Annotated in this window: 23 protein-coding genes; 19 read left to right on the forward strand and 4 right to left on the reverse strand. The window is 61.4% G+C overall.

Annotation, left to right across the window (positions count from 1 at the left end; all coding sequences use genetic code 11):
- Positions 1-23: 23 nt before the first annotated feature.
- The 6 genes from FQ182_RS29715 (at position 24) to FQ182_RS08660 (ending at position 4,562) form a co-directional block, all read left to right on the forward strand.
- The gene (locus FQ182_RS29715) at positions 24-200 is read left to right on the forward strand and encodes a hypothetical protein (RefSeq protein WP_178114413.1); all 177 of its coding nucleotides are present in this window, start codon (positions 24-26) and stop codon (positions 198-200) included.
- Positions 201-223: 23 nt separating this feature from the next.
- Positions 224-427 carry a DUF6021 family protein gene (locus FQ182_RS08640; protein WP_149412667.1) on the forward strand — a complete coding sequence of 68 codons (204 nt, stop codon included), beginning with the start codon at positions 224-226 and terminating at the stop codon, positions 425-427.
- A gap of 118 nt (positions 428-545) precedes the next feature.
- On the forward strand, positions 546-1,379 hold the full coding sequence (locus FQ182_RS08645) for an arylamine N-acetyltransferase (RefSeq protein WP_149412666.1): 834 nt from the start codon (positions 546-548) through the stop codon (positions 1,377-1,379).
- Positions 1,380-1,505: 126 nt separating this feature from the next.
- The gene (locus FQ182_RS08650; RefSeq protein ID WP_149412665.1) at positions 1,506-1,871 is read left to right on the forward strand and encodes a cytochrome c5 family protein; all 366 of its coding nucleotides are present in this window, start codon (positions 1,506-1,508) and stop codon (positions 1,869-1,871) included.
- An 85-nt stretch (positions 1,872-1,956) separates the two neighbouring features.
- Complete coding sequence (locus FQ182_RS08655) at positions 1,957-3,285, forward strand: D-arabinono-1,4-lactone oxidase (RefSeq protein ID WP_178114418.1); 1,329 nt, start codon at positions 1,957-1,959, stop codon at positions 3,283-3,285.
- Between the two features lie 68 nt (positions 3,286-3,353).
- Positions 3,354-4,562 (forward strand): DSD1 family PLP-dependent enzyme, encoded by a 1,209-nt coding sequence (locus tag FQ182_RS08660; protein ID WP_178114419.1) that lies wholly within the window; start codon positions 3,354-3,356, stop codon positions 4,560-4,562.
- A gap of 124 nt (positions 4,563-4,686) precedes the next feature.
- On the opposite strand, the gene FQ182_RS08665 is transcribed toward FQ182_RS08660, so the two are convergent.
- Complete coding sequence (locus FQ182_RS08665) at positions 4,687-5,586, reverse strand: transporter (RefSeq protein WP_256666177.1); 900 nt, start codon at positions 5,584-5,586, stop codon at positions 4,687-4,689.
- Positions 5,587-5,844: 258 nt separating this feature from the next.
- Here FQ182_RS08665 and FQ182_RS08670 point away from each other — a divergent pair, with 258 nt between their 5' ends.
- On the forward strand, positions 5,845-6,882 hold the full coding sequence (locus FQ182_RS08670) for an AraC family transcriptional regulator (protein WP_149412661.1): 1,038 nt from the start codon (positions 5,845-5,847) through the stop codon (positions 6,880-6,882).
- Positions 6,883-6,952: 70 nt separating this feature from the next.
- Here the strand turns inward: FQ182_RS08670 and FQ182_RS08675 are convergent, their stop codons facing one another.
- On the reverse strand, positions 6,953-7,525 hold the full coding sequence (locus FQ182_RS08675) for a cupin domain-containing protein (protein ID WP_149412660.1): 573 nt from the start codon (positions 7,523-7,525) through the stop codon (positions 6,953-6,955).
- Positions 7,526-9,481, reverse strand: a complete 1,956-nt coding sequence (locus tag FQ182_RS08680; protein WP_149412659.1) for an FAD-dependent oxidoreductase — start codon at positions 9,479-9,481, stop codon at positions 7,526-7,528. It abuts the gene before it with no gap.
- Between the two features lie 131 nt (positions 9,482-9,612).
- On the opposite strand from FQ182_RS08680, the gene FQ182_RS08685 reads away from it, so the two are divergent.
- From FQ182_RS08685 to FQ182_RS08740, 12 genes are all read left to right on the forward strand, one after another.
- A complete protein-coding gene (locus FQ182_RS08685) occupies positions 9,613-10,383 on the forward strand; it encodes a class II aldolase/adducin family protein (protein WP_149412658.1) in 771 nt (256 codons plus the stop codon).
- A gap of 87 nt (positions 10,384-10,470) precedes the next feature.
- Positions 10,471-11,109 carry a TetR family transcriptional regulator C-terminal domain-containing protein gene (locus FQ182_RS08690; RefSeq protein WP_149412657.1) on the forward strand — a complete coding sequence of 213 codons (639 nt, stop codon included), beginning with the start codon at positions 10,471-10,473 and terminating at the stop codon, positions 11,107-11,109.
- A 157-nt stretch (positions 11,110-11,266) separates the two neighbouring features.
- Complete coding sequence (locus FQ182_RS08695) at positions 11,267-12,058, forward strand: enoyl-CoA hydratase/isomerase family protein (RefSeq protein WP_149412656.1); 792 nt, start codon at positions 11,267-11,269, stop codon at positions 12,056-12,058.
- Positions 12,059-12,124: 66 nt separating this feature from the next.
- Complete coding sequence (locus FQ182_RS08700; protein ID WP_149412655.1) at positions 12,125-13,285, forward strand: acyl-CoA dehydrogenase family protein; 1,161 nt, start codon at positions 12,125-12,127, stop codon at positions 13,283-13,285.
- 18 nt (positions 13,286-13,303) lie between these two features.
- On the forward strand, positions 13,304-15,403 hold the full coding sequence (locus FQ182_RS08705) for an acetate--CoA ligase family protein (RefSeq protein ID WP_149412654.1): 2,100 nt from the start codon (positions 13,304-13,306) through the stop codon (positions 15,401-15,403).
- An 8-nt stretch (positions 15,404-15,411) separates the two neighbouring features.
- Complete coding sequence (locus tag FQ182_RS08710; RefSeq protein WP_371923859.1) at positions 15,412-17,022, forward strand: 5-guanidino-2-oxopentanoate decarboxylase; 1,611 nt, start codon at positions 15,412-15,414, stop codon at positions 17,020-17,022.
- 22 nt (positions 17,023-17,044) lie between these two features.
- Positions 17,045-18,631: an ABC transporter substrate-binding protein gene (locus FQ182_RS08715; protein WP_149412652.1), complete on the forward strand. Its 1,587-nt coding sequence runs from the start codon at positions 17,045-17,047 to the stop codon at positions 18,629-18,631.
- 70 nt (positions 18,632-18,701) lie between these two features.
- Positions 18,702-19,661, forward strand: coding sequence for an ABC transporter permease (locus FQ182_RS08720; protein ID WP_149412651.1), 960 nt, complete (start codon positions 18,702-18,704; stop codon positions 19,659-19,661).
- A 3-nt stretch (positions 19,662-19,664) separates the two neighbouring features.
- Positions 19,665-20,492, forward strand: coding sequence for an ABC transporter permease (locus FQ182_RS08725; protein ID WP_149412650.1), 828 nt, complete (start codon positions 19,665-19,667; stop codon positions 20,490-20,492).
- A gap of 2 nt (positions 20,493-20,494) precedes the next feature.
- Positions 20,495-22,123: an ABC transporter ATP-binding protein gene (locus FQ182_RS08730; protein WP_178114414.1), complete on the forward strand. Its 1,629-nt coding sequence runs from the start codon at positions 20,495-20,497 to the stop codon at positions 22,121-22,123.
- A 9-nt stretch (positions 22,124-22,132) separates the two neighbouring features.
- Entirely contained in the window at positions 22,133-22,831 is a 699-nt protein-coding gene (locus FQ182_RS08735; RefSeq protein WP_149412648.1) for an NAD(P)H-dependent oxidoreductase, read from the forward strand.
- 157 nt (positions 22,832-22,988) lie between these two features.
- Positions 22,989-23,810 (forward strand): aldo/keto reductase, encoded by an 822-nt coding sequence (locus tag FQ182_RS08740; protein ID WP_149412647.1) that lies wholly within the window; start codon positions 22,989-22,991, stop codon positions 23,808-23,810.
- 56 nt (positions 23,811-23,866) lie between these two features.
- Here FQ182_RS08740 and FQ182_RS08745 read toward each other — a convergent pair whose 3' ends face one another.
- Entirely contained in the window at positions 23,867-24,364 is a 498-nt protein-coding gene (locus tag FQ182_RS08745; RefSeq protein WP_149412646.1) for an Hcp family type VI secretion system effector, read from the reverse strand.
- Positions 24,365-24,375: the final 11 nt, after the last annotated feature.

Below are 24,375 nucleotides of genomic sequence, written 5' to 3' on the forward strand. Positions count from 1 at the left end.
ACGGACTTCAAGCGAGGTGGACCATGACCCGGTATCAGCAGCAGCCCGGTACGCAAAATCCCGACGAGCCGATTCTTCCTGGAGAAGTGGAACGTGATAACGACGCCTACCGGCCCAATGACCCGGCCAGGCGTGAGAAGGATGAGGAGCGGGTCGACGAGGACCTGGATAATCTGCATGACAAGGCGCGCCCGCTGTAACCCGGCGCGTGGAGGAGGTGACTATGACCAGTAATTCGAAAACCCCCGATGGCCCGCACTCATCGGAACATTCCAGCGGCGCTGACGAGTTGGGTTTTGACCCCGACTCGCCGGATCTGGCCGACCCTCAGGTTGACCCGGTGGGCCCCGCGATTGCGCCGTTGGACGAAAAAGAAAAGCCCGCCAAGACGCCGGGCTACGACCCTCTTGGCGATCTGAAAACCTGAACACGGCCCCGCCACAGAGCGGGGCTTTACCTAGCGGGTGTTGATACCGATCACAATTGGCAAGCGACCCGGTTCAGGGTATTAGTGATGCCTTCGCCTCGCGCTCAAGGATTGCGCCATGTCCCTGGATTCGCCTCGCCTGACTCACAGTCGTCTGTACCTGCAACGCCTGGGTTATGACACGCCGCCGGCACCGACCCTGCAAACCCTGGCGCAGTTGCAGTTGCGCCATGTCAGCACCTTCGCCTTTGAAACCCTGTCGACCCTGTTGCGTGTGCCAGTGCCCATTGATTTAGCCCGCGTCGAGCAGAAAGTCCTGTTGGATGGGCGCGGTGGCTATTGCTACGAACTGAACCAAATGTTTCTGGCGTTGTTGCAAGAGCTGGGGTTTGACGCCCGTGGCATTACCGGGAGGGTGGTGATAGGTGGCCCACCCGATGCGCTCACCGCCCGGACTCACCGCCTGAGCCTGGTTACTGTGGACGGTGTGCGTTATATCAGTGATGTCGGTTTTGGTGGCATGGTGCCGACCAGCCCGTTGCAATTGGACAGCGAAGCGCCCCAGGCCACTGCACATGAACCCTACCGCCTGACCTTGGAACAGGACAGCTATACCCTGTGGGCCCAGGTCGCCGGGGAGTGGCGCGGGCTCTATGTATTCGACCTGCAGCAGCAGTCGCACATCGACTATGAGGTCGGCAACTGGTACGTCTGCACCCACCCCGACTCACCGTTTATAGGCCAGTTGAAAGTGGCGCTGATCGCTCCGGGTCTGCGCCGTACGTTGAACAATGGCAACTACGCGATTCATTACCTGGACCGCGACAGCGAAAAACGCTCGATCCAGGACGCGGACGAACTGCTGGCGCTGCTGCAGGACAGCTTCGGCATTCGCTTGCCCGAACACCCGCAACTTCGCACAGCCCTTACGCGGTTGCTGACGGCAACTTGAGCTGCTTGTCACCCGCTCAAGCCTGGCCGCTGAAGTCCCCCTTTATGTCCCCCAATACCCTCAACGCGGTGCTGCCCCTGCCTTAGTGTGGATCTGACTTTCCACACCATAAGAGAGAGGGCGGTTATGCGGGTAATAAACCCCTGTCGTATCAGTCTGCTGCTGGCCTTTATCGGCCTGCTGACGGCCTGCGGCGACGAATCGAAACATCCTCCTGAACGCGCCACGGCAGCCAGTGCCATGCCGACCGAGTCAGCCCTGGCCCAGGTCTACGACACCAGTTGCAAGCTGTGCCACGCCAATCCGGCATCCGGCGCACCGCTGACCGGCGACGACCTTGCCTGGCGCCCGCGCATCGCCCAGGGGGCCGACACGCTGCTGGGCCACACGATCAACGGCTACAACGGTATGCCGCCCATGGGCCTGTGCATGCAGTGTTCCGAGGGGCAGTTCCTGGCGCTGATCAGTTTCATGTCCGGGCAACAACAATAACAACAACGAGGTAAGCGGCATGGTGATGGACCTATCACGGCGTCAATTGTTGCAGCGCGCGGCCCTGACGGGCGCTTTCATGGCGTTGAGCAGCAACCCGGCGCTCGCGCAACTGGCCCGTGCACCGCGGCTGATTCCCTGGCGTAACTGGTCTGGCGCGCAAAGTTGCCTGCCGCTGGCGCGCCTGGCGCCCAAGGACCTGGACGAGTTGGTGCAGGTGATTCGCCAGGCGCCGGGCAAGGTGCGGCCAGTGGGCTCGGGCCACTCGTTCAGCGCCCTGGTGCCCACCGACGGCACGCTGCTGTCCCTGAGCTTTTTCAACGGTTTACTTGATCACGATGCCGGCAGCCTGCAAGCCATCTTCGGCGCCGGCACGCCGATGTCGCGCATGGGCCCGGCGTTGAAAGAAATCGGCCAGGCCTTGCCGAACATGGCGGATATCGACTACCAGACGCTGGCTGGCGCCATCGCCACCTCGACCCACGGCACAGGCATCGGTTTTACCTCCTATAGCGGCCATATCACCGGCCTGCAACTGGTGACCGCCCAAGGCGAGGTACTGGACTGTGATGCCAATCGACATACCGAGGTGTTCAATGCCGCCAGGGTGTCCCTCGGCGCCCTCGGCGTGGCAACCAAAGTGCGCCTGAAAAACCGCGCACCGTATCGTCTGCGAGAGCGGCAATGGATCGCCAAAACCTGCGATCTGCTGGAGGATGTGGAGAAAAACACCCGGGAAAACCAGCACTGGGAAATGCTGGTGGTGACCCACTCCGATTACGCCTTATCCATCGCCCTCAACGAAACCACCGACCCCGAAACCCCGCCGATCGATCCGGCCGAGGAGGGCGGCAACGCGTTTGTGTCAATCATCGAAAAGCTCGACAAATACGGCAGCGATTTCCCCGGCGCCCGGCGCACCCTGCTCAACAGCCTGCGCTATTTCGCCAGTTTCCAGGACCGGGTGGCCGAGTCGTATGAGGTCTATGCCAACGTGCGCAATGTGCGTTTCAACGAGATGGAATATTCGGTTCCCGCCGAGCAAGGCCCTGCCTGCCTGCGGGAAATCCTCAAACTGATCAGCGACAAGGACCTGCGCACCTGGTTTCCCATCGAGTACCGCTACGTCAAGGCCGACGATATTCCCTTGAGCATGTTTGAAGGGCGCGACAGTTGTTCGATCTCCGTGCACCAGCACTACACCATGGACCATCACAACTTTTTCGCGGCGGTGGAGCCGATCTTCTGGAAGTACGCCGGCAGGCCTCACTGGGGCAAGTTGCACACCCTTAACGCTCGCAACCTGCAGGCGCTGTACCCACGCTGGGAGGAGTTCACCCGTGTACGACAGGCACTGGACCCTGGCGGAAAATTCCTCAATGCGCACCTGTCATCTATTCTGGGAGTGGCCTGATGAACCGTAGAAACTTCATGCTCGGTAGCGTCGGCGCAGGCGCCTTGCTGGTGGGTGGTGCAGCGTTGTTGCGCCCGAATGATCACGGCGGCCCGTACAGCGAGTATTTCCGCACGCTGAACCAGGAACTCAAGGCCCATGGGCCGATGCGCCCGGTGATGCTGATTGACCTGGACAGCCTGGATCACAATATCGATGTGGTCATGCAGTCGGTTCAGCGGGGTGGCAAACACTTGCGCCTGGTGGAGAAATCTCTGCCGTCGCCGGGTTTGCTGGCCTACATTGCCAAGCGTGCCGGCACCCAGCGGTTGATGTCGTTTCATCAGCCGTTTCTCAATCACGATGCCCTGGTATTTCCTGATGCCGATATCCTGATGGGCAAGCCGTTGCCGGTGCGCTCAGCGCAGTTATTTTATCAAACTCACAAAGGCCCGTTCGAGCCGTCCCGGCAATTGCAGTGGTTGCTGGACACCCCTGAGCGGTTGCAGCAATACCTGGCGCTGGCCCAGGGATTGGGTACGAGGCTGCGGGTCAATATCGAACTGGATGTTGGCCTGCATCGTGGCGGGATCAGTGATGATGCCGTGCTGGGGCAGATGTTGGGACTGATCAGCGCCCATCCGCAGCAGTTGGAGTTTGCCGGTTTCATGGGCTACGACCCGTTTGTCGGCATGGGCGTGCCGGGGATTCTCGGCTCGCCCCAGGCGCTGTTCGACAAGGTCATGCAGCGTTACAACGGCTATGTCGACTACACCCGCCAGCACTTTGCGCCCTTGTGGCGTGACGGCCTGACCCTCAATACCGCCGGCAGTCCGAGTTATCGCATCCACGAACAGGAACGCCTGAGCAGCGAAGTCTCGGTGGGCACCGCGTTGCTCAAGCCGACTCATTACGACTTGCCGTCCTTGAGCGAGCACGTCCCGGCGGCCTACATCGCCACGCCCGTGCTGAAAAGTACCGGTGCGGTGAACATCCCGGCGCTGGATGACAAGTCGAGGCTGTTCTCCTGGTGGGACAGCAACCAGCGCGGCACGTTCTTTATCTATGGCGGCAACTGGATGGCCGAGTTCGAGTCTCCCTCGGGGCTGAAAAGTAACGAGCTGTATGGCCGCAGCTCCAATCAGGAGATGGTCAACGGCTCGCCTGCGGTGGGGTTGGCGGTGGAGGACCACGTGTTTCTGCGGCCGACCCAGACTGAGTGTGTGTTGCTGCAGTTTGGCGATTTACTGGCGGTAAGGGGCGGGAAGATCGTTGAAAGCTGGCCGGTCTACACCTGAGCGACTCGGTCAAAGGCGGGGGTTGGCTTATCGGATCACCGTACTGCTGCGATGGCATCACCTTGGTGTAACTGACAGACCGAGTTGCCTGCATTGCAGGCAAGCCCACATTGACCGTACCCAGTCAAAGCGCAAATGGAATCGTCAGTTTGGCCCACAACATGTCACCTTCCGGCCGGTTCTCCACATCAAACTCCTTGGCCCAGCGCACCTCGGCACTGGCGTACTTGAGAAAGGTGAAATACACCGCCGGGCCAATGGCAAACACCTGGCCCCGCACGCCGTCATCGACGTCCTCGCCAAAGATATTGGTCACCGTGCGCCCGTACTGCTTATCGTCGGTGGTTTGCTTCAGGTAGTAGCCGTTGATGCCCAGGCTCAGGTTGTCGGTCACTTTATAGCTGGCCGAATAATCAAAGTGGAAAATCTGCCCCGAGCGGTAATCGGTGTCGTGGTTTTCCTTGTTGAAGCTATAGGTGGTCTTGATCGACAGTTCGGTGCGCTCGTTGGGCAGCCAGGTCGCGGAAAACAGCGGTTTGTAGGTGTAGAAGTTGTTGCTGGTGTTGGCCAGGCGCGTGGCGTCGTATTCGCCAGTGGGCAGGGTGATCTCCACAGCGGCGGCGAGGGTCAGGTTTTTGCCCATATCCCACAGGATGATCGGCGCCAGTGTGGTGTCACCCATGCTTTCGCGCTGGTCGGACATGCCGAACAGCGCCACTTGTTGCTTTAGGTAAGGCTGCGCGATGTAGCCACCGAGCCGGCCGCCGAATACCCGCAGCGGGCTGAGGTAGTCCAGGCGCGGGATGATTGCGTCGGACTTGATCTTGACGTCAGGCACCTTGCCGCCGAGGGAGCTGATATTGAGTTTTTTGGCTTCGTAGTGGTTGTAGTAGAGGTTGAAGGCGAACATGTGGTCTGGCAGGTTGTTGACGTCCAGCGGCAGGATGTAAAAGCCATCGGTGCCGGTGCCGATGTTGTCCACGCCGCCTTCCGTGGCCAGGGCCGGCAGGCTGATAAGTGCCATCAGGGCAAGGTGCAGAGGGTGAAGCGCACAGGTCGGGTTCATGTATGGGCTCGTTATTATTGTTGGGGGAGCAGACCTTCATGGGCCTTGCCCATAGAAATAAGCCCTTGGCGCCCGGCGGGGCAGGGTATTGGCGGCCAGATAGGGGGACTTTGGCGGACAGCTTTCATGCAGAGTGCGGCGATCCTGGCAAGCGCCTATGATTGTCAGGATGTTTCTAAAACAAGAACCGAGTACTCAGTCGGGAATCGAAGATTCATGCAAAGCAAAGCCGTTGATCCGCACTATGAACTGGCCCTGGTCTCGCCGTTTCTCCTGCAAACCCTGGGGCAAGTCGTCGCGCAAAAGGGTGCCAGTGCCGAGCACCTGTGCCGTGGCCTGGGCTTTACCCTGGGCGACCTGGATGACCCGGCCCAGCGCATTTCCTATCGCCAGGCGGTGGCGATGATCCAGCGGGCGTTGAAGGTGTTGCCGGATCAGGGCCTGGGGCTGTGTGTCGGCAATCAGAATGTGTTGGGCACCCTGGGCCTGCTGGGGCATGTGATTTCCCTGTGCAAGACCCTGCGCGATGCCTTTGCCGTCGGCGAGCGGCACCAGCACACCTCCGGCGGCATCGCCACCTCGCGCATCCATGAAGGAGTGAATGAGGTGTTTGTCGACGTTGAATGCCTGTTGCCCTACGCCGAGGTACAGGTATTTGCCGCTGAAGAGTTCTTCTCCAGCATCATGGTCTATGGCAGGGCGCTGGTGGGGGCTGAGTTTATGCCACTACGGGTGGAGTTCATGCACGCAGCGCCACTGTATGCCGCCGAGTATCCGCGGCTGTTTGGCGCGGATGTACGCTTTGGTTGTCTGCACAACCGTATGGTCCTGGCCAGCCATTGGCTGGACGTGCGCCTGCCCAATCACCATGCCCTGGCGTTACGTCAGGCCCTGGAGTTGCTGGAGTTGGAAAGCGCCCAGCTGCATCAAAAGATGGATTTGATCCAGGCGGTGGAGCGGGCGATTTCTCGTGACCTGCAGGGCAGCCAGCTGGAAAAGGTCGCCAGTGACTTGAACATGAGTGGCCGTACCCTGCGTCGGCGCTTGACCGAACACGGGCTGACCTTTGAGACGTTGCTGGAGCAGGTGCGTCGCGCGCGCACCATGGGCCTGCTGGGCAATCCGGGGTTGTCCATCGAGCGCATTACCGAAGAGGTGGGCTACAGCGACGTACGCAGTTTTCGACGAGCGTTCAAACGGTGGACGGGGCTGAGTCCCAGCGCGTTTCGGGGTGAGGGAGGAGGGTTGGCGTAGTGCCGGCCCTGTTTGGGCAAGCAAAGGATAAAGGTGGTCAGTACGCACGACAGTACCAGGCAGATGCGGCTCAAAACGTCGGTGGTGTGATCACCCAGATCACCACCGCATCCACCTTGCCAGGGTTGCCGTAGCGGTGGGGTTCGCTGCTTGGAAAGCTGAAACTATCGCCCTCGTCGAGCTGAAAATGGCGCTCGCCTATCCACAACTCAAACCTCCCGTTCAATACGTAACCGGCCTCTTCACCTTCATGGCTGTAGTTTTGCTGGCTGTAGGTACCGGGCGGGAAGCGCGAGTGCAGCATCTCCAACTGGCGGTTGGGCTGGGGCGTCAGCAGTTGGTCAACAATGCCGTCTTCATAGTAAATGCTCTGCCGCGTGCCTTTACGCACCACGTAGCCCTGGTCTTGCGGGGCTGTGGTGGTTTCGCTGGCGAAGAACCACTGGATGGTCACCCCCAGGCTGCGGGCGATGTTGAACAGCGCCGGGATCGAGGGGTAGGCGAGGTTGCGTTCCAGTTGGCTGATGTAGCCGGCGGTCAGTTTGCTCATCTGCGCCAATACCGTGAGGGTCAGGCCGCGAGACTTTCGCAGTCCGCGGATACGCGTACCCAGGAACAGTTGCTGAGGTTCGTCGTTACTCATTCAAATTTCCCACGCCACCTTCAACCCTTCATAAATGGCCTCTTCGGCGGTACGCGGCGCCAGGCAGTCGCCAATGCGCTTGAAGTCCACCAGGCCTTCCAATTGTGCGCCAAGAGTGTCCACTGGCTGATGCCCCTGGCACAACACCAGCGAGTCGATATTTTCCAGCAGCATCGGCTCGGCGCTGGCGGTGTGTTGCAGGTACACGGTGGTGTCATCGCAGCCGTACAGACGGGCGTAGGGGATGATCGGGATGCCTAGCCGATGCAGCTCGCCGGCCAACTGATCGCGCACGTACAGCGGCAGGTTTTCCCCGCAATGGGTACCGTTGACTGCCAGTTGCACCTGATGACCGGCGCGCACCAGGCGCTCGGCAATGCCAGGGCCGATCCAGTCGCAACGCCAGTCGACCACCACCACCGAACGACCGAGCTGGACTTCATCACGCAACACTTGCCAGGCATCCACCACCTGCAACTCACCGCCGCGTTCGAAGGCCGGCCAGTAAGGTTCGGCGCCGGTGGCGATGATCACCATGTCTGGCTGCTCGCGCTCCACCAACGCCCGATCGACCCGGGTGTTGCGCACCACGCGCACCCCGGCCAATGCCATCTCCCGCTGAAGATTGGTGCTGGCGCCGCCGAACTCGCTGCGCCGTGGCAGCAATTGCGCCAGCAGTACTTGCCCGCCCAGTTGCCCACTGGCTTCATACAACGTGACCTCATGACCGCGCTGCGCCGCCACCGCAGCCGCCTTCATCCCCGCCGGGCCGCCACCGGCCACGAGGATGCGCTTGCGCGCCGTGGCCGCCCGAATCTGGCCAAACTGCAATTCACGCCCACTCTCCGGATGCTGGATGCAGGAAATGGGCAACCCCTTGTGAAAACGCCCGATACACGCCTGATTACAGGCGATGCAGGCCCGTACATCCTCGACACGACCCGCGTCGGTTTTGTTGGGCATTTGCGGGTCGCAGATCAATGCGCGAGTCATGCCACACACATCGGCTTGCCCCCGCGCCAATATCAGCTCGGCTTCCTGAGGCTGATTGATCCTCCCGGTGACAAACAGCGGAATCGACAGGCTGGCCTTGAACGTCGCCGCTTCCTTGGCCAGATACGCCGCGGCAATCGCCATGGGCGGTACGATATGGATGGCACCGCCGAGAGAGGCCGAGGTGCCGGCGACGATGTGTACGTAATCCAACTGTGATTGCAGTAACTGCACGGCGGCCAGGGATTCGTCTTCCCTCAGGCCTTCGGGGTCACGCTCGTCGGCCGAAATACGCAGGCCTATGATGAACTGCTCGTTAGTCGCCGCGCGAACAGCCGCGATGATTTCCCGCAAGAAACGCAGGCGCTGGTCGAGGTCGCCATTGTAGTCATCGGTGCGCCGGTTGACCCGTGGGTTGATAAATTGCGCCGGCAAATAACCATGGCTGGCAACCACCTCGACCCCGTCGATTCCGGCCTGGTGCAGGCGTCTGGCCGCAGCGCCATAACCGGCGACAATGTCGTCAATCATCCGTTGATCAAGGGCCCTGGGCATCACTCGAAAGCGTTCATTGGGCACACTTGACGCCGAGTACGCCACCGCCAGCAACCCATCGGCCGACTCCATGATTTCCCTACCCGGATGGAAAATCTGCGACAGCACCACAGTACCCTCGGCATGGCAGGTCTCGGCCAATTGCCGGTAACCGTCGATGCAGCTGTCGTCAGTGGCCATCAGCACATGAGCGGTGTAGCGGGCGCTGTCATGCACGCCTGCGACCTGCAACACAATCAGCCCGACACCGCCCTCGGCCCGCGCCCGGTGATAAGCGATCAACTGTTCGTTAACCCGATTATCGGTGGGCATCGAGGTGTCATGTCCGCTGGACATGATGCGGTTTTTAAGCCGTCTACCCCGAAGTGCAAGGGGTTCAAACAGGAGGGGGAAAGCATGGGGCGACATGGTGCGGATACTCCAGGCGCTGTTATTGTTATTTTTCTATAGGAGGTGAGCGCCAGTAAAAAATCAACTTGTTTTTTTACTGGTGGCTGGATTAGCTTCGGCCACGTTACCCACCCGCATGGAGAACAAAAATGACCAACCGTGCCTGCCACCCGACCGAACAACACCTGCGCGAAGAACTCGCCGCCTGTTATCGGCTGATCGCCCATTTTCGTATGAGTGACCTGATCTTTACCCATATTTCAGTGCGCATTCCCGGCCCCGAACATCACTTCCTGATCAATCCCTACGGGCTGATGTTCGAGGAGATCACCGCGTCTAGTCTGGTGAAAATCGACCTGGATGGCCGGGCGGTGGAGCCGTCGCCGTATGCCGTCAACCCGGCAGGTTTCGTGATCCACAGCGCCATTCATGGCGCCCGCGAAGACGCCCAATGCGTGTTACACACCCACACGCGGGCCGGTTGTGCGGTGGCAGCGCTGGAATGCGGACTGCTGCCGGTGAACCAGATCTCCATGGAGTTCTACGGCAAGGTCGCCTACCACGATTACGAAGGCGTGGCCCTGGACCTCGATGAGCAGCAGCGGCTGGTTCGCGACCTGGGGGACAAGCCGGTGCTGATGCTGCGCAACCACGGTTTGCTGACGGTGGGGGAAACCGTCAGCCAGGCCTTCCTGCGCATGTATTACCTGGAAAAGGCCTGTGATATCCAAATCGCCGCCCAGGCCTGCGGCAAGCTGGTGTTGCCGTCGGCCGAGGTGTGCGCGTACACCGAACGGCAGTTTAACGATCCAGGTCGGCCGTTGGAGGAGGGTGAACTGAGCGATCCGGATGCCATGCAATTGGCCTGGGCCGCGTTATTGCGCCTGCTGGATCGGGTATCGCCGGGTTTGCGTGCCTGAGGCGGTTTAATCCCCGTGGGTGGTTGCTGTACAGTCGTTCAGCCGCAGAACGTGCCACCCACTGATTTAACCGAAGGGAACCGCTACATGACCCAGGAATCCCGTTTCTCTCGTATGGAGCCGGAGTTGCGTAAGGCCAATCTGGTCCAGGCGACGCTGGTCTGCCTCAAGCGCCACGGTTTCCAGGGCGCATCGATCCGCAAGATCAGCGCCGAGGCTGGGGTATCGGTAGGGCTGATCAGCCATCACTACTCTGGCAAGGACGAACTGGTGGCCGAGGCCTATCGCTCCATCACCGGCCAGGTCATGAACCTGTTGCGCGATGCCATGGCCAAGGCAGCGCCCAGCCCGCGGGAACGGTTGTCGGCGTTTTTTCGCGGCTCCTTTTCCCCGCAATTGCTCGACCCGCAACTGCTGGATGCCTGGCTGGCGTTCTGGGGGGCGGTCAAGACCGCACCGGCCATCAATCTGGCCCACGAACATTCTTACGGCGAGTACCGCACCATCATGCGCTCGGCCTTGGCGGACATGGCCCAAGAGCATGGCTGGGAGCGCTTCGATGCGGACCTGGCAGCCATTGCCCTCAGCGCGTTACTCGACGGATTGTGGCTGGAGTCGGGACTCAATCCCGGCACGTTTACCCCTGAGCAGGGCATCCAGATTTGCGAAGCCTGGGTCGACGGCCTGCAGGCTGGCGGTCGTCAGCGGTTTCAACTCAAAGCCTAAGAACTTCTTCGCCGCCTGGACGCAATGTTCAGGCCGGTACCCTCCTCAAAAAAAAATCAACAACAGAGCATTTTGCCGATTGCCTCCTTGCTGAACACTCGTTTAGTATCGCCCCATGTCGCACCCCTCAAGCCAATTAAAATAATTCGAGGAACCCATGACTATCGACTCGTCAGTGCTCATCCAGGTCGAAGCAGGCGTCGCCTGGCTCACTCTCAATCGCGGTGCCCAACGCAACGCCCTGGATATCCCGACCCTCAAGTACCTGCATGTTTTGCTCGACGGTTTCAACAGCGACCCTACCGTGCGCGTAGTAGTGCTGACCGGCAGCGGGCGTAGCTTCTGCGCCGGTGCCGACCTAGCCGAATGGGCTGATGCCCAAGCCCGTGGCGCCCTTGAAAGCTACGGCTGGACCGAAACCGCCCACGCCCTGATGACCCGTCTGCACACCCTCGACAAACCCACCATCGCAGCCATCAACGGCACCGCCGTCGGCGCCGGCATGGACCTGGCCCTGTGTTGCGACCTGCGGGTCGCCGCGCAGTCGGCACGGTTTAAGGCCGGCTACACCAGCATGGCTTACTCCCCCGACGCCGGCGCCAGCTGGCACTTGCCACGACTGATCGGCAGCGAACAGGCCAAGCGCCTGTTGTTCCTCGACGAGCTGTGGAGTGCCGACCGCGCGCTGGCTGCCGGATTGGTGGGGGAAGTCTGCGCCGATGAGCAATTGCACACTCACGTCACTGAGCTGGCTGCACGCTTGGCCAACGGCCCGACCTTCGCATTTGCCCAGACCAAGACCCTGATCCGCGAAGGTGCCGCACGCAACCTGCCCGAGCAACTGGAGGCTGAACTGGCCGCCGGATTGTTGTGTGGACGCAGCGCGGACGGCGCCGAAGCCTTGCGCGCGGCGACGCAAAAGCGCCCGCCGCGATTCAACGGTAACTGAGTTTCAACGCTTCAAGCTTCAAGCTTGGGGCTTGTAGCTGTCCTCTCTCTATCGACAGGTAGCGCCATGAATTTCCAACTAAGCCAAGAACAAGACATGTTGGTGGACGCGGTACGCAGTTTTGTTGCCAAGGAGTTGTTGCCCTTTGAGGAAGCGGTGGACCGCGCCGACGAGGTCTCGCCGCAGTTGGCCGCGCAGATCCGCGACAAGGCCATCGCGGCGGGCTTCTACGCCTTCAACATGCCCGAAGAAGTGGGTGGCGGCGGCCTGGATTACCTGTCCCAGGCGCTGATCGAACGGGAATTGTCCAAGGTCTCCTGGGCGCTGCATGTGTTTGTCGCCCGGCCGTCGAAGATCCTTATGGCCTGTACTGGCAAGCAAATTGACGACTATTTGCTGCCCTGTATTCAAGGCAAGAAGATCGACTGCTTCGCCCTCACCGAACCGGGCGCCGGGTCCGACGCCAATGCGATCAAGACCCGCGCCGTGCAAAAGGGCGATGACTTTGTGATCAACGGCAGCAAGCATTTCATCAGCCACGCCGGGCACGCCGATTTTGCCATTGTCTTTGCCGTCACCGACACCTACGAACACAACGGTCGCCAGCGCAACGCAGTCACTTCATTTTTGGTGGACCGCGACACCCCCGGCATGACCATCCGCCGAGGCCCCAAGTGTGTGAGCAACCGTGGCTATCACACCTACGAAATGTTCTTCGATGACTGCCGCGTGCCGGCCTCCAAAGTGCTGGGCGAGGTGGGCAAGGGCTGGGACGTAGCCAATGCCTGGTTGACCGCAGGCAGAGTGATGGTGGCCGCCAACTGCGTCGGCCAGGCCCAGCGCGCGCTGGACCTCTCGCTGCAGTGGGCGGCGGATCGCAAGCAGTTCGGCCAGCCCATCGGTACTTATCAGGGCGTGTCGTTCAAGCTTGCCGACATGGCCACGCAGATCCGCGCCGCTGAACTGTTGACCCTGCACACCGCCTGGAAAATGGATCAGGGCAGCATGACCGACGGCGAAGCCGGCATGGCCAAGCTGTTTGCCAGCGAAACGCTGGGCAAGGTCGCCGACGAGGCCGTGCAGATTTTTGGTGGCATGGGCCTGATGGACGAAGGCCCGGTGGAGCGCATCTGGCGCAACGCACGGATTGAACGGATCTGGGAAGGCACCTCGGAAATCCAGCGTCATATCATCGCCCGCGAACTGTTGCGGCCCCTGTTGCGCTGACCGGGTCGGAGAACGCTCATGTCCCAGACGATTCGTGACAACCTCAAGCGCCTGCTGGCGCCTCGCCACCTGGCCTTCGTCGGCGGGCGCAGCATGGCCCGAGCCCTCAAGCGCTGCGCTGAAGGCGGCTTTGCAGGACAGATGTGGCTGGTCAATCCCCAGCATGACAGCCTCGACGGTATTCCCTGTGTGCGCCGCGTTGCCGACTTGCCGTGCGGCCCGGACGCGGTGTTTATCGCCACCAACCGCGAACTCACCCTGACCTGCGTCGGCGAGTTGGCCGCCATCGGCACCGGCGGCGCCATCTGCTACGCCTCAGGCTTTGCCGAAGCTGGCGCCGAGGGCCAGGCCTTGCAGCAACAACTGCTCAAGGCGGCCGGCGACATGGCACTGCTCGGCCCCAATTGCTACGGATTGCTCGACTACCTGCACAGCTCGGCGCTGTGGCCGGTGGCCCATGGCGGCAAGCCGGTAGAGCGTGGCGTGGCGGTGCTGACCCAGAGCGGCAACTTCGCCTACAACCTGTCCATGAGCGACCGCTCGCTGCCGGTGGCCTATATGGCTTCGGTGGGTAATCAGGCGCAATTGGGCGTTGCCGAACTGATGGACGTGCTGCTGGATGAGCCGCGCGTCACCGCCATCGGCTTGCATTTGGAAGGCTTGAAGAATGTGCCGGGATTCGCCCGCGCCGCTCACAAGGCCTTGGAAAAAGGCATCCCGATCATCGCCCTGAAAACCGGCGTGTCGCAGATCGGCGCCGAGCTGGCTTTGAGTCATACCAGCTCGTTGTCCGGCTCCGATGTGCTGTACGACAGCCTGTTTGCCCGTCTTGGGGTGATTCGGGTCAGCGGGCCGGTGAGTTTTGTCGAGACCCTGAAAGCGGCGGCCTGTGGCAACCTGCCGGCGGGCAGTAGCCTGATCGCGCTGGCCTGTTCCGGTGGTGACGCAGGGTTGATTGCCGACTACGCCGAACGCAATCACCTCGCACTGCCCAAGCTCGATGAGGGCCAGCGTGTCGAGTTGGCGCAGGTGCTGCCCAGCTATGCCAACCTGGTCAATCCGCTGGATTTCACCACGGCGATCTGGGGCAACAGCGACGCGCTCAACGCGATGCTCGACACCGCGCTGCGCACCGAGGCTGATGCAGCGATGCTGGTGCTCGATTACCCGGCGCCATTTACCGGTGAGCGCAAGGAATGCGACCTGCTGCTGGAGTTGTTTTGCGCGGCCCTGGTTCGCCATAGCAAGACCGGTTTTGTCACTTCGGCCTTTCCCGAATTACTGCCCGCCCATGCCCGTGAGCGCTTGCATGCTCAAGGTGTCGCCGCCTTGCAAGGCGTGGAGGACGCGCTTGCCGCCTGGGGCCGGATCGCCCATTACCAGAGCAATCGCCAAGTCCTGCTGGCGCGGGGCGAATCGACCCTGGAGCTGTTGTGCCCACAAGCCTTGAACCATCAGGGGCAAGTGCTGAATGAATGGGATTCCAAGCAAGCCTTGCGGGCTTTTGGGCTATCCACGCCGGCCAGTGTCTTGAGCACTCCCGAACGCGCCATCGCCGACGCCAAGGTGCTCGGCTACCCGCTGGTACTCAAGGCTGTCAGTGCGCAGTTGCCCCATAAAACCGAAGCCGGCGCCGTGGTGCTGAACCTGCAGGACGGCCTGGCCTTGACTGCTGCCCTGGCGCATATGCGTGTGCAAATCGGCGCCTACGCGCCGGATGTGGCGTTCGATCAACTGCTGCTGGAAACCATGGCCATGCCACCGTTGGCCGAGCTGATTGTCGGCATCAAGCGCGAGAACGACTTCGGCCTGGCGCTGGTGATCGGTGCCGGTGGGGTTCTGGTGGAATTGCTCAAGGACAGCCGCAGCCTGTTGTTGCCGACCACTGACGATGCGATCCGCAACGCGCTGTTGAGCCTGCGCAGCGCTACGTTGCTGCAAGGCTTTCGCGGTCGTGAGGTGGCGGATATGGACGCCCTGGTGGCAGCGATCCGCGCCGTCGCCGATTACGCCTGCGCCAACGCCGGGCAGTTGCTGGAGCTGGATGTGAACCCATTGCTGGTCAATGCCCAGGGCGCCACGGCGGTCGACGCGTTGATCCGCCTCGGCCAGGCTTGAAGGAGATAATGATGCAAGGCACAACCTTGACGGGCGGCCAGGCCCTGGTGCGATTGCTGGCCAACTACGGCGTCGACACCGTGTTCGGTATTCCCGGCGTGCACACCCTGGAGCTGTATCGCGGCTTACCTGGAAGCGGCATTCGCCATGTCCTGACCCGCCACGAACAGGGCGCGGGTTTTATGGCGGACGGTTATGCGCGGGTCAGCGGCAAGCCGGGGGTGTGCTTCATCATTACCGGGCCCGGCGTAACCAACGCCGCCACCGCCATTGGCCAGGCCTATGCCGACTCGATCCCGATGCTGGTGATTTCCAGCGTCAACCACACCGCCAGCCTGGGCAAGGGCTGGGGCTGCCTGCATGAAACCCAGGACCAGCGCGCCATGACCGCACCCATCACCGCGTTCTCTGCGGTGGCCTTGAACACCGAGGATCTGCCTGAACTGATCGCCCGTGCCTACGCGGTGTTCGACAGTGAGCGGCCACGTCCGGTGCATATTTCGGTGCCGCTGGATGTGTTGTCGGCGTCCATCAATCGCGATTGGAGCAATGAGGTGGTACGCCGTCCGGGACGTGGCGTGCCGTCGGCTGAAATCCTTGACCAAGCCGCAACGAAGCTGTGGGCGGCCAAGCGGCCGATGATCATCGCCGGTGGCGGTGCATTGTTGGCTGCCGAGGCCTTGCAACGCTTGAGCACACAACTGGCGGCGCCGTTTTTCACGAGCGTCGCCGGCAAGGGATTGTTGCCTGTGGGCGATCCGTTGAACGCCGGTTCGACCCTGTGTGTCGAACCCGGTTGGCAACTGATCAGCGAGGCTGATGTGGTGCTCGCCATCGGCACCGAAATGGCTGACACCGACTACTGGCGCGAGCGTTTGCCGCTCAACGCCGAGCTGCTGCGGGTGGACATTGATCCGCGCAAATTCAACGACTTTTATCCCTGCGCTGTGGCCCTGCACGGCGATGCTCGGCACACGGCATTGGCGCTGCTGGAACGCTTGCCGTGCGCACCGCGCAACGCCGATGCAGCGATCAAGGCTGTTGCGGCGCTACGCCAGGCGGTCATGTCCGGGCATGGCCCCTTGCAGTCGATCCACCAGGCCATTCTCGACCGCGTTGCCGCCGAGCTGCCGACCAATGCCTTTATCAGCAGCGACATGACCCAACTGGCCTACACCGGCAATTACGCCTTCCCCAGCAACGCGCCGCGCAGTTGGCTGCATCCCACCGGCTACGGCACCCTGGGCTACGGCTTGCCGGCGGGAATCGGCGCCAAGTTCGGCGCGCCGCAAAGGCCCGGGCTGGTACTGGTGGGCGACGGCGGCTTCCTCTATACCGCCCAGGAACTGGCTACCGCCGTCGAGGAACTGGACAGCCCGCTGGTGGTGTTGCTGTGGAACAACGACGCCCTGGGGCAGATTCGCGACGACATGCTGGGCCTGGATATCGAGCTCATTGGCGTCCTGCCGCGCAACCCGGACTTCGCTGCCCTGGCGCGAGCGTTCGGCTGCACGGTGAATCAACCCCAGAACCTGGACGAGCTGCAGACGGATTTGCGTAACGGTTTCAAGCGCAACAGCGTGACATTGATCGAGTTAAAGCATGCCTGCGCCTGTTGAACTCTATTAGAGGAGCAAGACCATGAGCGATAACAACAACAAAATGACTCAAGCGATGCATCGACGCGACTTCCTCAAGCACAGCGCCGTGGCCGGTGCCGTGGCGGCAGCGTTTTCCATGGGCTTGCCGCTGCACGCCTTTGCCGAGGACGCCGTTCCCAAGCCCGGTGGCGTGCTGCGCCTGGGGCTGGCCGGCGGCAGCACCACCGATTCGCGTGACCCTGGTTCCTGGAGCGATACCTTCACCTTCGTCGGCTTCTCGGCGGTGTACAACACCCTCACTGAAATTGCCGTCGACGGCACCGCCATTCCCGAACTGGCGGAGCAGTTTGAGTCCACCCCCGATGCGCGTATCTGGACCTTCAAGCTGCGCCAGGGCGTGACCTTCCACGACGGCAAGCCCCTGACTGCCGAAGACGTGGTGGCCTCGATCAACCATCACCTGGGGGACAAGTCCACATCGGCGGCCAAGACCGTGCTGGGCGACGTCGCCAGTGTTAGCGCCAAGGGCCTGGACGCTGTGGTGTTCGAGTTACATTCGGGCAATGCCGACTTCGCCTATGTGGTCGCCGATTACCACTTGGTGATCATGCCCGCCAAGGAGGGTGCCGCCGACTGGCAGGCCGGGATTGGCACTGGCGGCTATCGCCTGAAGACCTTTGACCCCGGCGTGCGCATGGACCTGGAACGCAGCCCCGACTATTGGAAAGCGGGCAGGGCGCACTTCGCCAGTGCCGAGCTGATCGCCATTGCCGACGGTGCGGCGCGTGTCAACGCGTTGGTCACCGGGCAAGTGGATGTGATCAACAAGGTCGACTTGAAAACAGTGGCCCTGCTCAAGCGCAATCCCAAGCTGATCATCGAAGAAACCAAGGGCGCCCAGCACTACACCTTCCCGATGCTGTGCGACAGCAATGAGTTCAAGAACAACGACATTCGCATGGCCATGAAGCATGCGATCAACCGCGAAACCCTGCTGGCCTCGGTGTTGCACGGCTATGGCCTGGTGGGCAACGACCATCCGATCCAGCCCGGCAGCCGCTTTATCAACAGTGCTTTGGAGCAGCGCGGCTACGATCCGGACAAGTCGCGCTTCTACCTGCGCAAAGCCGGCGTCGAAACCCTCAAGGTACGCCTGCAAGCGTCCGACGCCGCCTACACCGGTGCGGTGGACGCCTCGGTGCTGTTCAAGGAGCAGGCGCGCCAAGCCGGTATTGATATCGACGTGGTGCGCGAACCCGCGGACGGTTTTTTCTCCAACGTCTGGATGAAGCAGCCGTTCACCACCTCGTTCTGGTACAGCAGCCTGACCGCCGACCGCATGTTCAGCATCGGCTACGCCAAGGGCGCGGCGTGGAACGAAACCCATTGGGATAACACCCGTTTCAACCAGTTGCTCAACGCTGCGCGTGGTGAGATGAACGCGACGCTACGCCAGGAGATGTACAACGAAATGCAGACCCTGTGCCGGGACGACGGCGGGGCGATTGTGCCGCTGTTTGCCAGCTCCGTGGCGGCCCGTTCGAACCGGGTCAGCCATGGCCCGTTGACCGCGCCTTATGGGGAGTTGGATGGCTTGCGGGTGATTGAACGGTGGTGGCAAGCCTGATTTTTTGTGCTTGAGAGTAGGGGGCTTGCCCCTCGCCACAGAAGCTCTATCCCTTTCAAGGCACCCTGCGATGAATAGTCTGCTAAAACTTGTGTTCCAACGTCTGGCCCTCGGCCTGCTGTCGCTGTTCGCCGTGTCGGTGATCATCTTCCTCGCCGTCGGCCTACTCCCCGGCGATATCGCCCAGGCCATGCTCGGCCAGTCCGCCACCCCGGAAACCGTCGCGGCCTTCCGTGCGCAATTGGGCCTGGACTTGCCGCCGCTGAGCCGCTTCGTGCAATGGCTGCTGCGCCTGCTGCAAGGAGATCTCGGCGCGTCCCTGGCCAACCAAAGGCCCATCGCCGAATTGATCGGCTCCCGCTTGGGCAATACCTTGCGCCTTGCGGTACTGGCCGCGCTGGTGTCGGTGCCCCTGGCGCTGGTGCTGGGCATGCTTGCCGCGTTGTACCGCAACAGCTGGTTCGATCGTTTGCTCAACACCTCAGCCTTGAGTGCCGTGTCGTTTCCGGAGTTCTTCGTCGCCTACCTGCTGATCCTGGTGTTCTCGGTCAAACTCGGCTGGTTCCCCAGCCTGTCCAACCTGGCGCCGGATGCGTCCTTCGGCACCATCCTCGAACGCTCAGTGCTGCCGGTCGCAACCCTGAGCCTGGTGGTGATCGCGCAGATGATGCGCATGACCCGCGCCTCCTTGATCAACCTGCTGGCCAGCCCCTACATCGAAATGGCCCGGCTCAAGGGCATCAGCCGGTTGCGGATCATCTGGCGCCACGCATTGCCCAATGCCTTGGCGCCTATCGTCAACGTGGTGGCGCTGAACCTCGCTTACCTGGTGGTGGGCGTGGTGGTGGTCGAAGTGGTGTTCGTCTACCCGGGCCTGGGCCAGTTGCTGGTGGACTCGGTGGCCAAGCGCGACATCCCGGTGGTGCAGGCCTGCAGCCTGATTTTTGCCGCCACCTACATTCTGCTCAACACCAGCGCCGACGTGCTGTCCATCGCCAGCAACCCACGCCTGATGCATCCGAAGGGGTAGACCATGAGCCTGATCAAACAACTGGCCAAGGCACCGTTGAGCGCGAAGTTCGGCCTGCTGGTCATCCTGCTCTACGTGGTGGTGGCGCTGTTTGCGCCGATGCTTGCGCCCTATGGCGAAACCCAGGTGGTGGGCGAGGGTTTTGCGCCCTGGAGCGGTCAGTTCTGGCTGGGCACCGATAACCTGGGTCGCGACATGTTCAGTCGCCTGGTGTACGGCGCGCGCAACACCTTGGGGATCGCCTTTCTGACCACCGTTCTGGCGTTTCTGCTGGGCGGCCTGAGCGGCTTGATCGCGGCGATCAGGGGCGGTTGGATCGACCAGGGTTTATCGCGGGTGGTGGATATCCTCATGGCAATCCCGCAACTGATTTTTGCCTTGCTGATCCTTAGCGTGGTCGGCACCAATGCCACTTCGCTGGTGCTGGTGATCGCGCTGCTGGACTCGACGCGGGTGTTTCGTCTTTCTCGCGCCGTGGCGATGACAATAGTGGTCCAGGATTTCGTCGAGGCTGCCCGGCTGCGCGGGGAAGGGTTGTGGTGGCTGGTGACTCGCGAGGTGCTGCCCAATGCTGCCGCGCCATTGATTGCCGAGTTTGGCCTGCGTTTCTGCTTCGTGTTTTTGTTTATCAGCGCGTTGTCCTTCCTCGGCCTGGGCATTCAACCGCCCACCGCCGATTGGGGCAGCATGGTCCGTGACAACGCTGTGCTGATCACCTTCGGCGATATCAGCCCGTTGCTGCCGGCCCTGGCGGTAGCGCTGATCACCGTTAGCGTGAACTTCGTCGTTGACTGGATGCTGCATAAATCCAGCGGCCTCAAGGAGTGTTGAGCATGAACGTCAACGAAAAGCCACTGCTGGAAATCCGCGACCTGCACATCGAAGGCCACTACGAAGATGCCTGGCACCCGCTGATCAAGGGTATCGACCTGACCTTGCAGCGCGGTGAGGTACTGGGGCTGATCGGCGAGTCCGGTGCCGGCAAGTCCACCCTCGGCCTGGCCGCCATGGGTTATGCTCGCGATGGCTGCCGCATCACTGGCGGCTCAGTGTGTTTCGATGGCATTGCGTTGTTGCAGGCCAAGCCCGAAGCCCTGCGCAAGCTGCGGGGGTTGCGCATCGCCTATGTCGCGCAAAGCGCTGCTGCCTCGTTCAACCCCGCGCACCGCTTGATCGACCAGCATGTGGAAACGGCTGTGATCAATGGCGGCATAAGCCGCGCTCAGGCCGAGCGCGAGGCGGTGGAGTTGTATCGCGTACTGCGCCTGCCTAACCCGGAACAGATCGGCCAACGCTACCCGCACCAGGTCTCCGGCGGGCAACTGCAACGGGTGATGACAGCGATGGCCATGGCCTGCCACCCGGACCTGATAATCTTCGACGAACCCACCACTGCGCTTGATGTCACCACCCAGATCGAAGTGCTGGCGGCCATTCGTGACGCGGTGAAAACATTTGGCAGCGCTGCCATTTATATCAGCCACGACCTGGCGGTGGTCGCGCAGATGGCCGACCGCATCATGGTGCTGCGCCATGGCAAGCTGGTGGAGGAGGCGGCGACCCGCACCATGCTCAGTGATCCCCAGCAGGACTACACCAAATCCCTGTGGGCGGTGCGCAGCTTTCGCACCGAACCCAAGCCGTGTCCGGTGCAGCAGACGCCGCTGCTGGAAGTGCGCCAGGCCTGCGCCAGCTACGGCCATCAACCGGTGTTGCACGACGTGTCGATGCGCCTGTATCGCGGCCAGACCCTGGCGGTAATCGGTGAGTCCGGCAGCGGCAAAAGTTCTACGGCGCGGCTGATTACTGGCCTGTTGCCGCCCACGTCCGGGCAAGTGCTGTATGACGGCCAAGCGCTGTCGGCGGACTTGCGTCGGCGCAGCAAGGAGCAGTTGCGACGGATTCAGATGATCTACCAGATTCCCGACACCGCACTGAATCCGCGCCAACGCATCGTCGACATCATCGGCCGGCCGCTGACCTTCTACCTCGGCCTCAAGGGCCGCGCCATGCGTGCCCGTGTGGCCGAGTTGCTGGAGATGATCGAGCTGGACCCTGCGACTTTCATGGAGCGCCAGCCCCGTGAACTGTCTGGCGGCCAGAAGCAGCGAGTCTGCATCGCCCGCGCCTTGGCGGCCGACCCGCAACTGATCATCTGCGACGAAGTGACCTCAGCCCTGGACCAACTGGTGGCCGAAGGCGTGCTGAAGCTGCTCAACCGCATCCAGCAGCAGTTGGGCGTGGCCTACCTGTTTATCACCCACGATGTGGCCACCGTGCGGGCCATTGCCGATGAAGTGGTGGTGATGCAGCGCGGGCGAGTGGTGGACCAGGGCAGTCGCAGCGCGATTTTCACTGCGCCGTATCAGGACTACACCGGCCTGTTGTTTTCATCGGAGCCGGAAATGGACCCTGACTGGCTTGATCACTTGCTGGCCAAACGCGCCGCGATTACTTCTTGAGGAGCTTGTATGAATGTGTTGATTGTTCACGCCCATCCCGAGCCGAAATCCTTTACCGCCGCCTTGCGCGACCAGGCGGTAAATACGCTGCAAGCCCAGGGGCATGAGGTAAAGGTCAGCGATTTGTACGCCATGAACTGGAACCCGGTAGCCAGTGCCGAGGACTTCACCTTCCGGGAGAATCCCGATTACCTGGTGTATGCCCTGGAGCAACGGCTGGGGGTCAAGAACCAGTCTATTGCGGCGGATATCCGCCAGGAGCTGGACAAATTATTGTGGGCGGATCTGCTGATACTCAACTTCCCGATCTTCTGGTTTTCCGCACCGGCGATGCTCAAGGGCTGGATCGACCGGGTGCTGGTGTCGGGTGTGTGTTACGGCGGCAAGCGTTTCTATGATCAGGGCGGGCTCAGCGGCAAGAAAGCCCTGGTGACCGTGACCCTGGGCGGGCGCGAACACATGTTTGGCAAGGGGGCGATTCATGGGCCGCTGGAGGATATGCTGCGGCCGATTTTGCGCGGCACGCTGGCGTATGTCGGGTTTGAGGTGCTGGAGCCATTTGTGGCCTGGCATGTGCCGTATATCAGTGCTGAGGCGCGAGGGGAGTTTTTGAGCGCTTATCAGCAGCGGCTTGAAGGGTTGGCAAATGACCAGCCGTTGGTGTTTGCGAGATTGGCGCAGTTTGACGAAGCGCTTTATCCGCTATGACAGCGATTAAGGCGGGCAGGCTTGCGCGCTCCCGCAGTGGGGGGCAAGGCAGGACGATGTAGTCGTTCTCATACGGGGCTTGCCCCGGGAACTCCATTGAACCCTTTTGCCGATGCAGTGCCACACTGTTACATCGCGAACTCATTTGGAGGTTTTCATGCGCACCATTGATCTGGCTGGCACTCCTGTCCCTGTTATCGGCCAAGGGACGTGGCGTATGGGTGAAGATCCCGCACAGCGGGGCGCAGAAGTGGCTGCGCTGCAGTTGGGTATTGACGAGGGCATGACCCTGATCGATACCGCCGAGATGTACGGCGAGGGCGGCGCTGAAGAAGTGGTCGGCGAGGCGATTCGCGGGCGGCGAGACCAGGTGTTCCTGGTCAGCAAGGTCTACCCCCACAATGCCAGCCGCAAAGGCATTCCTCGTGCCTGCGATGCCAGCCTTCAGCGCCTGGGCACCGACCATATCGATCTATATCTGCTGCATTGGCGTGGGCAATACCCCCTTGAAGAAACGGTAGAAACGTTCGAGCGCCTGCGTGAAGCCGGTAAGATTGGCCGTTGGGGCGTGTCCAATTTCGACTTGGATGATCTCCAGGAACTGGCATCCCCGGCCTGCGCCGTCAATCAGGTGCTGTACAACATCGAAGAACGTGGCATTGAGTTCGACCTGTTGCCTTGGTGGCAGCAACACAACCTGCCGCTGATGGCGTACTGCCCCATCGCCCAGGGAGGCGAGTTGCTGTCCAGCCCGACCCTCAAGCAGATCGCCCATCGTCACGAGGCAACGCCTGCCCAGGTTTCCCTGGCGTGGGTGTTGCGCCAGCAAGGCGTAATCGCCATCCCCAAGGCCGTGCAGCCTGAGCACGTGCGGCTCAATGCCGCTGCGGCGAAACTGATTCTCGACGAGCATGACCTGGAGGCTATTGACCGTGTGTTCGGTGCACCAAAGCGCAAGCATCCGCTGGCGATGGTGTGAAACTGGGGTATGAAATGGCATCGCGCGTGGCGATGCCGTCTCATTTTTACCAGGGCTTAGCCTGCTGCCGGGCTGCGCCAGTCATCTGAACCTGAAGTTCCGGAGACTTCGTGGGTCCAGACGATTTTACGGTAGGTGAAGTGCATATCTTCCAAGTGAGTGAAGTGGGCATTGTTCGGGTCCTGGCAGTTCGGCATCCGCGACTGAATGTCGGCGATAATCGCGTCTTCCAACTCAATGTTGAAGTAGTGTTCCTGGGTACCCGCAGCAGAGGTGCGGTACCACTCAAGGCGGCATTTGACCATTTCCCCCGAGGTCAGTGCGCTGAACAGCAGTGGGGAGGATTTATCGAACACCTTGCTGATCATCAGCGGCTTGTGTACCCGCTGCCCTGTAGGCTGGCCGGACTGCGGATCACGGGGAATGATCACTTGATGCTGGAAGGCTTCGACCAGGATCTGGTCTTCATGGCCTTCCTGATAGATGTTGCCTACTGAGTCCTGGGTGAAAGTGCCTGCCGTAATCAAACCTTGCTTGGTGCGAGTAATGGACAGGTATGCGGGTT

The sequence above is a fragment of the Pseudomonas sp. ANT_H4 genome (genome assembly GCF_008369295.1).
Taxonomy (GTDB): Bacteria; Pseudomonadota; Gammaproteobacteria; order Pseudomonadales; family Pseudomonadaceae; genus Aquipseudomonas.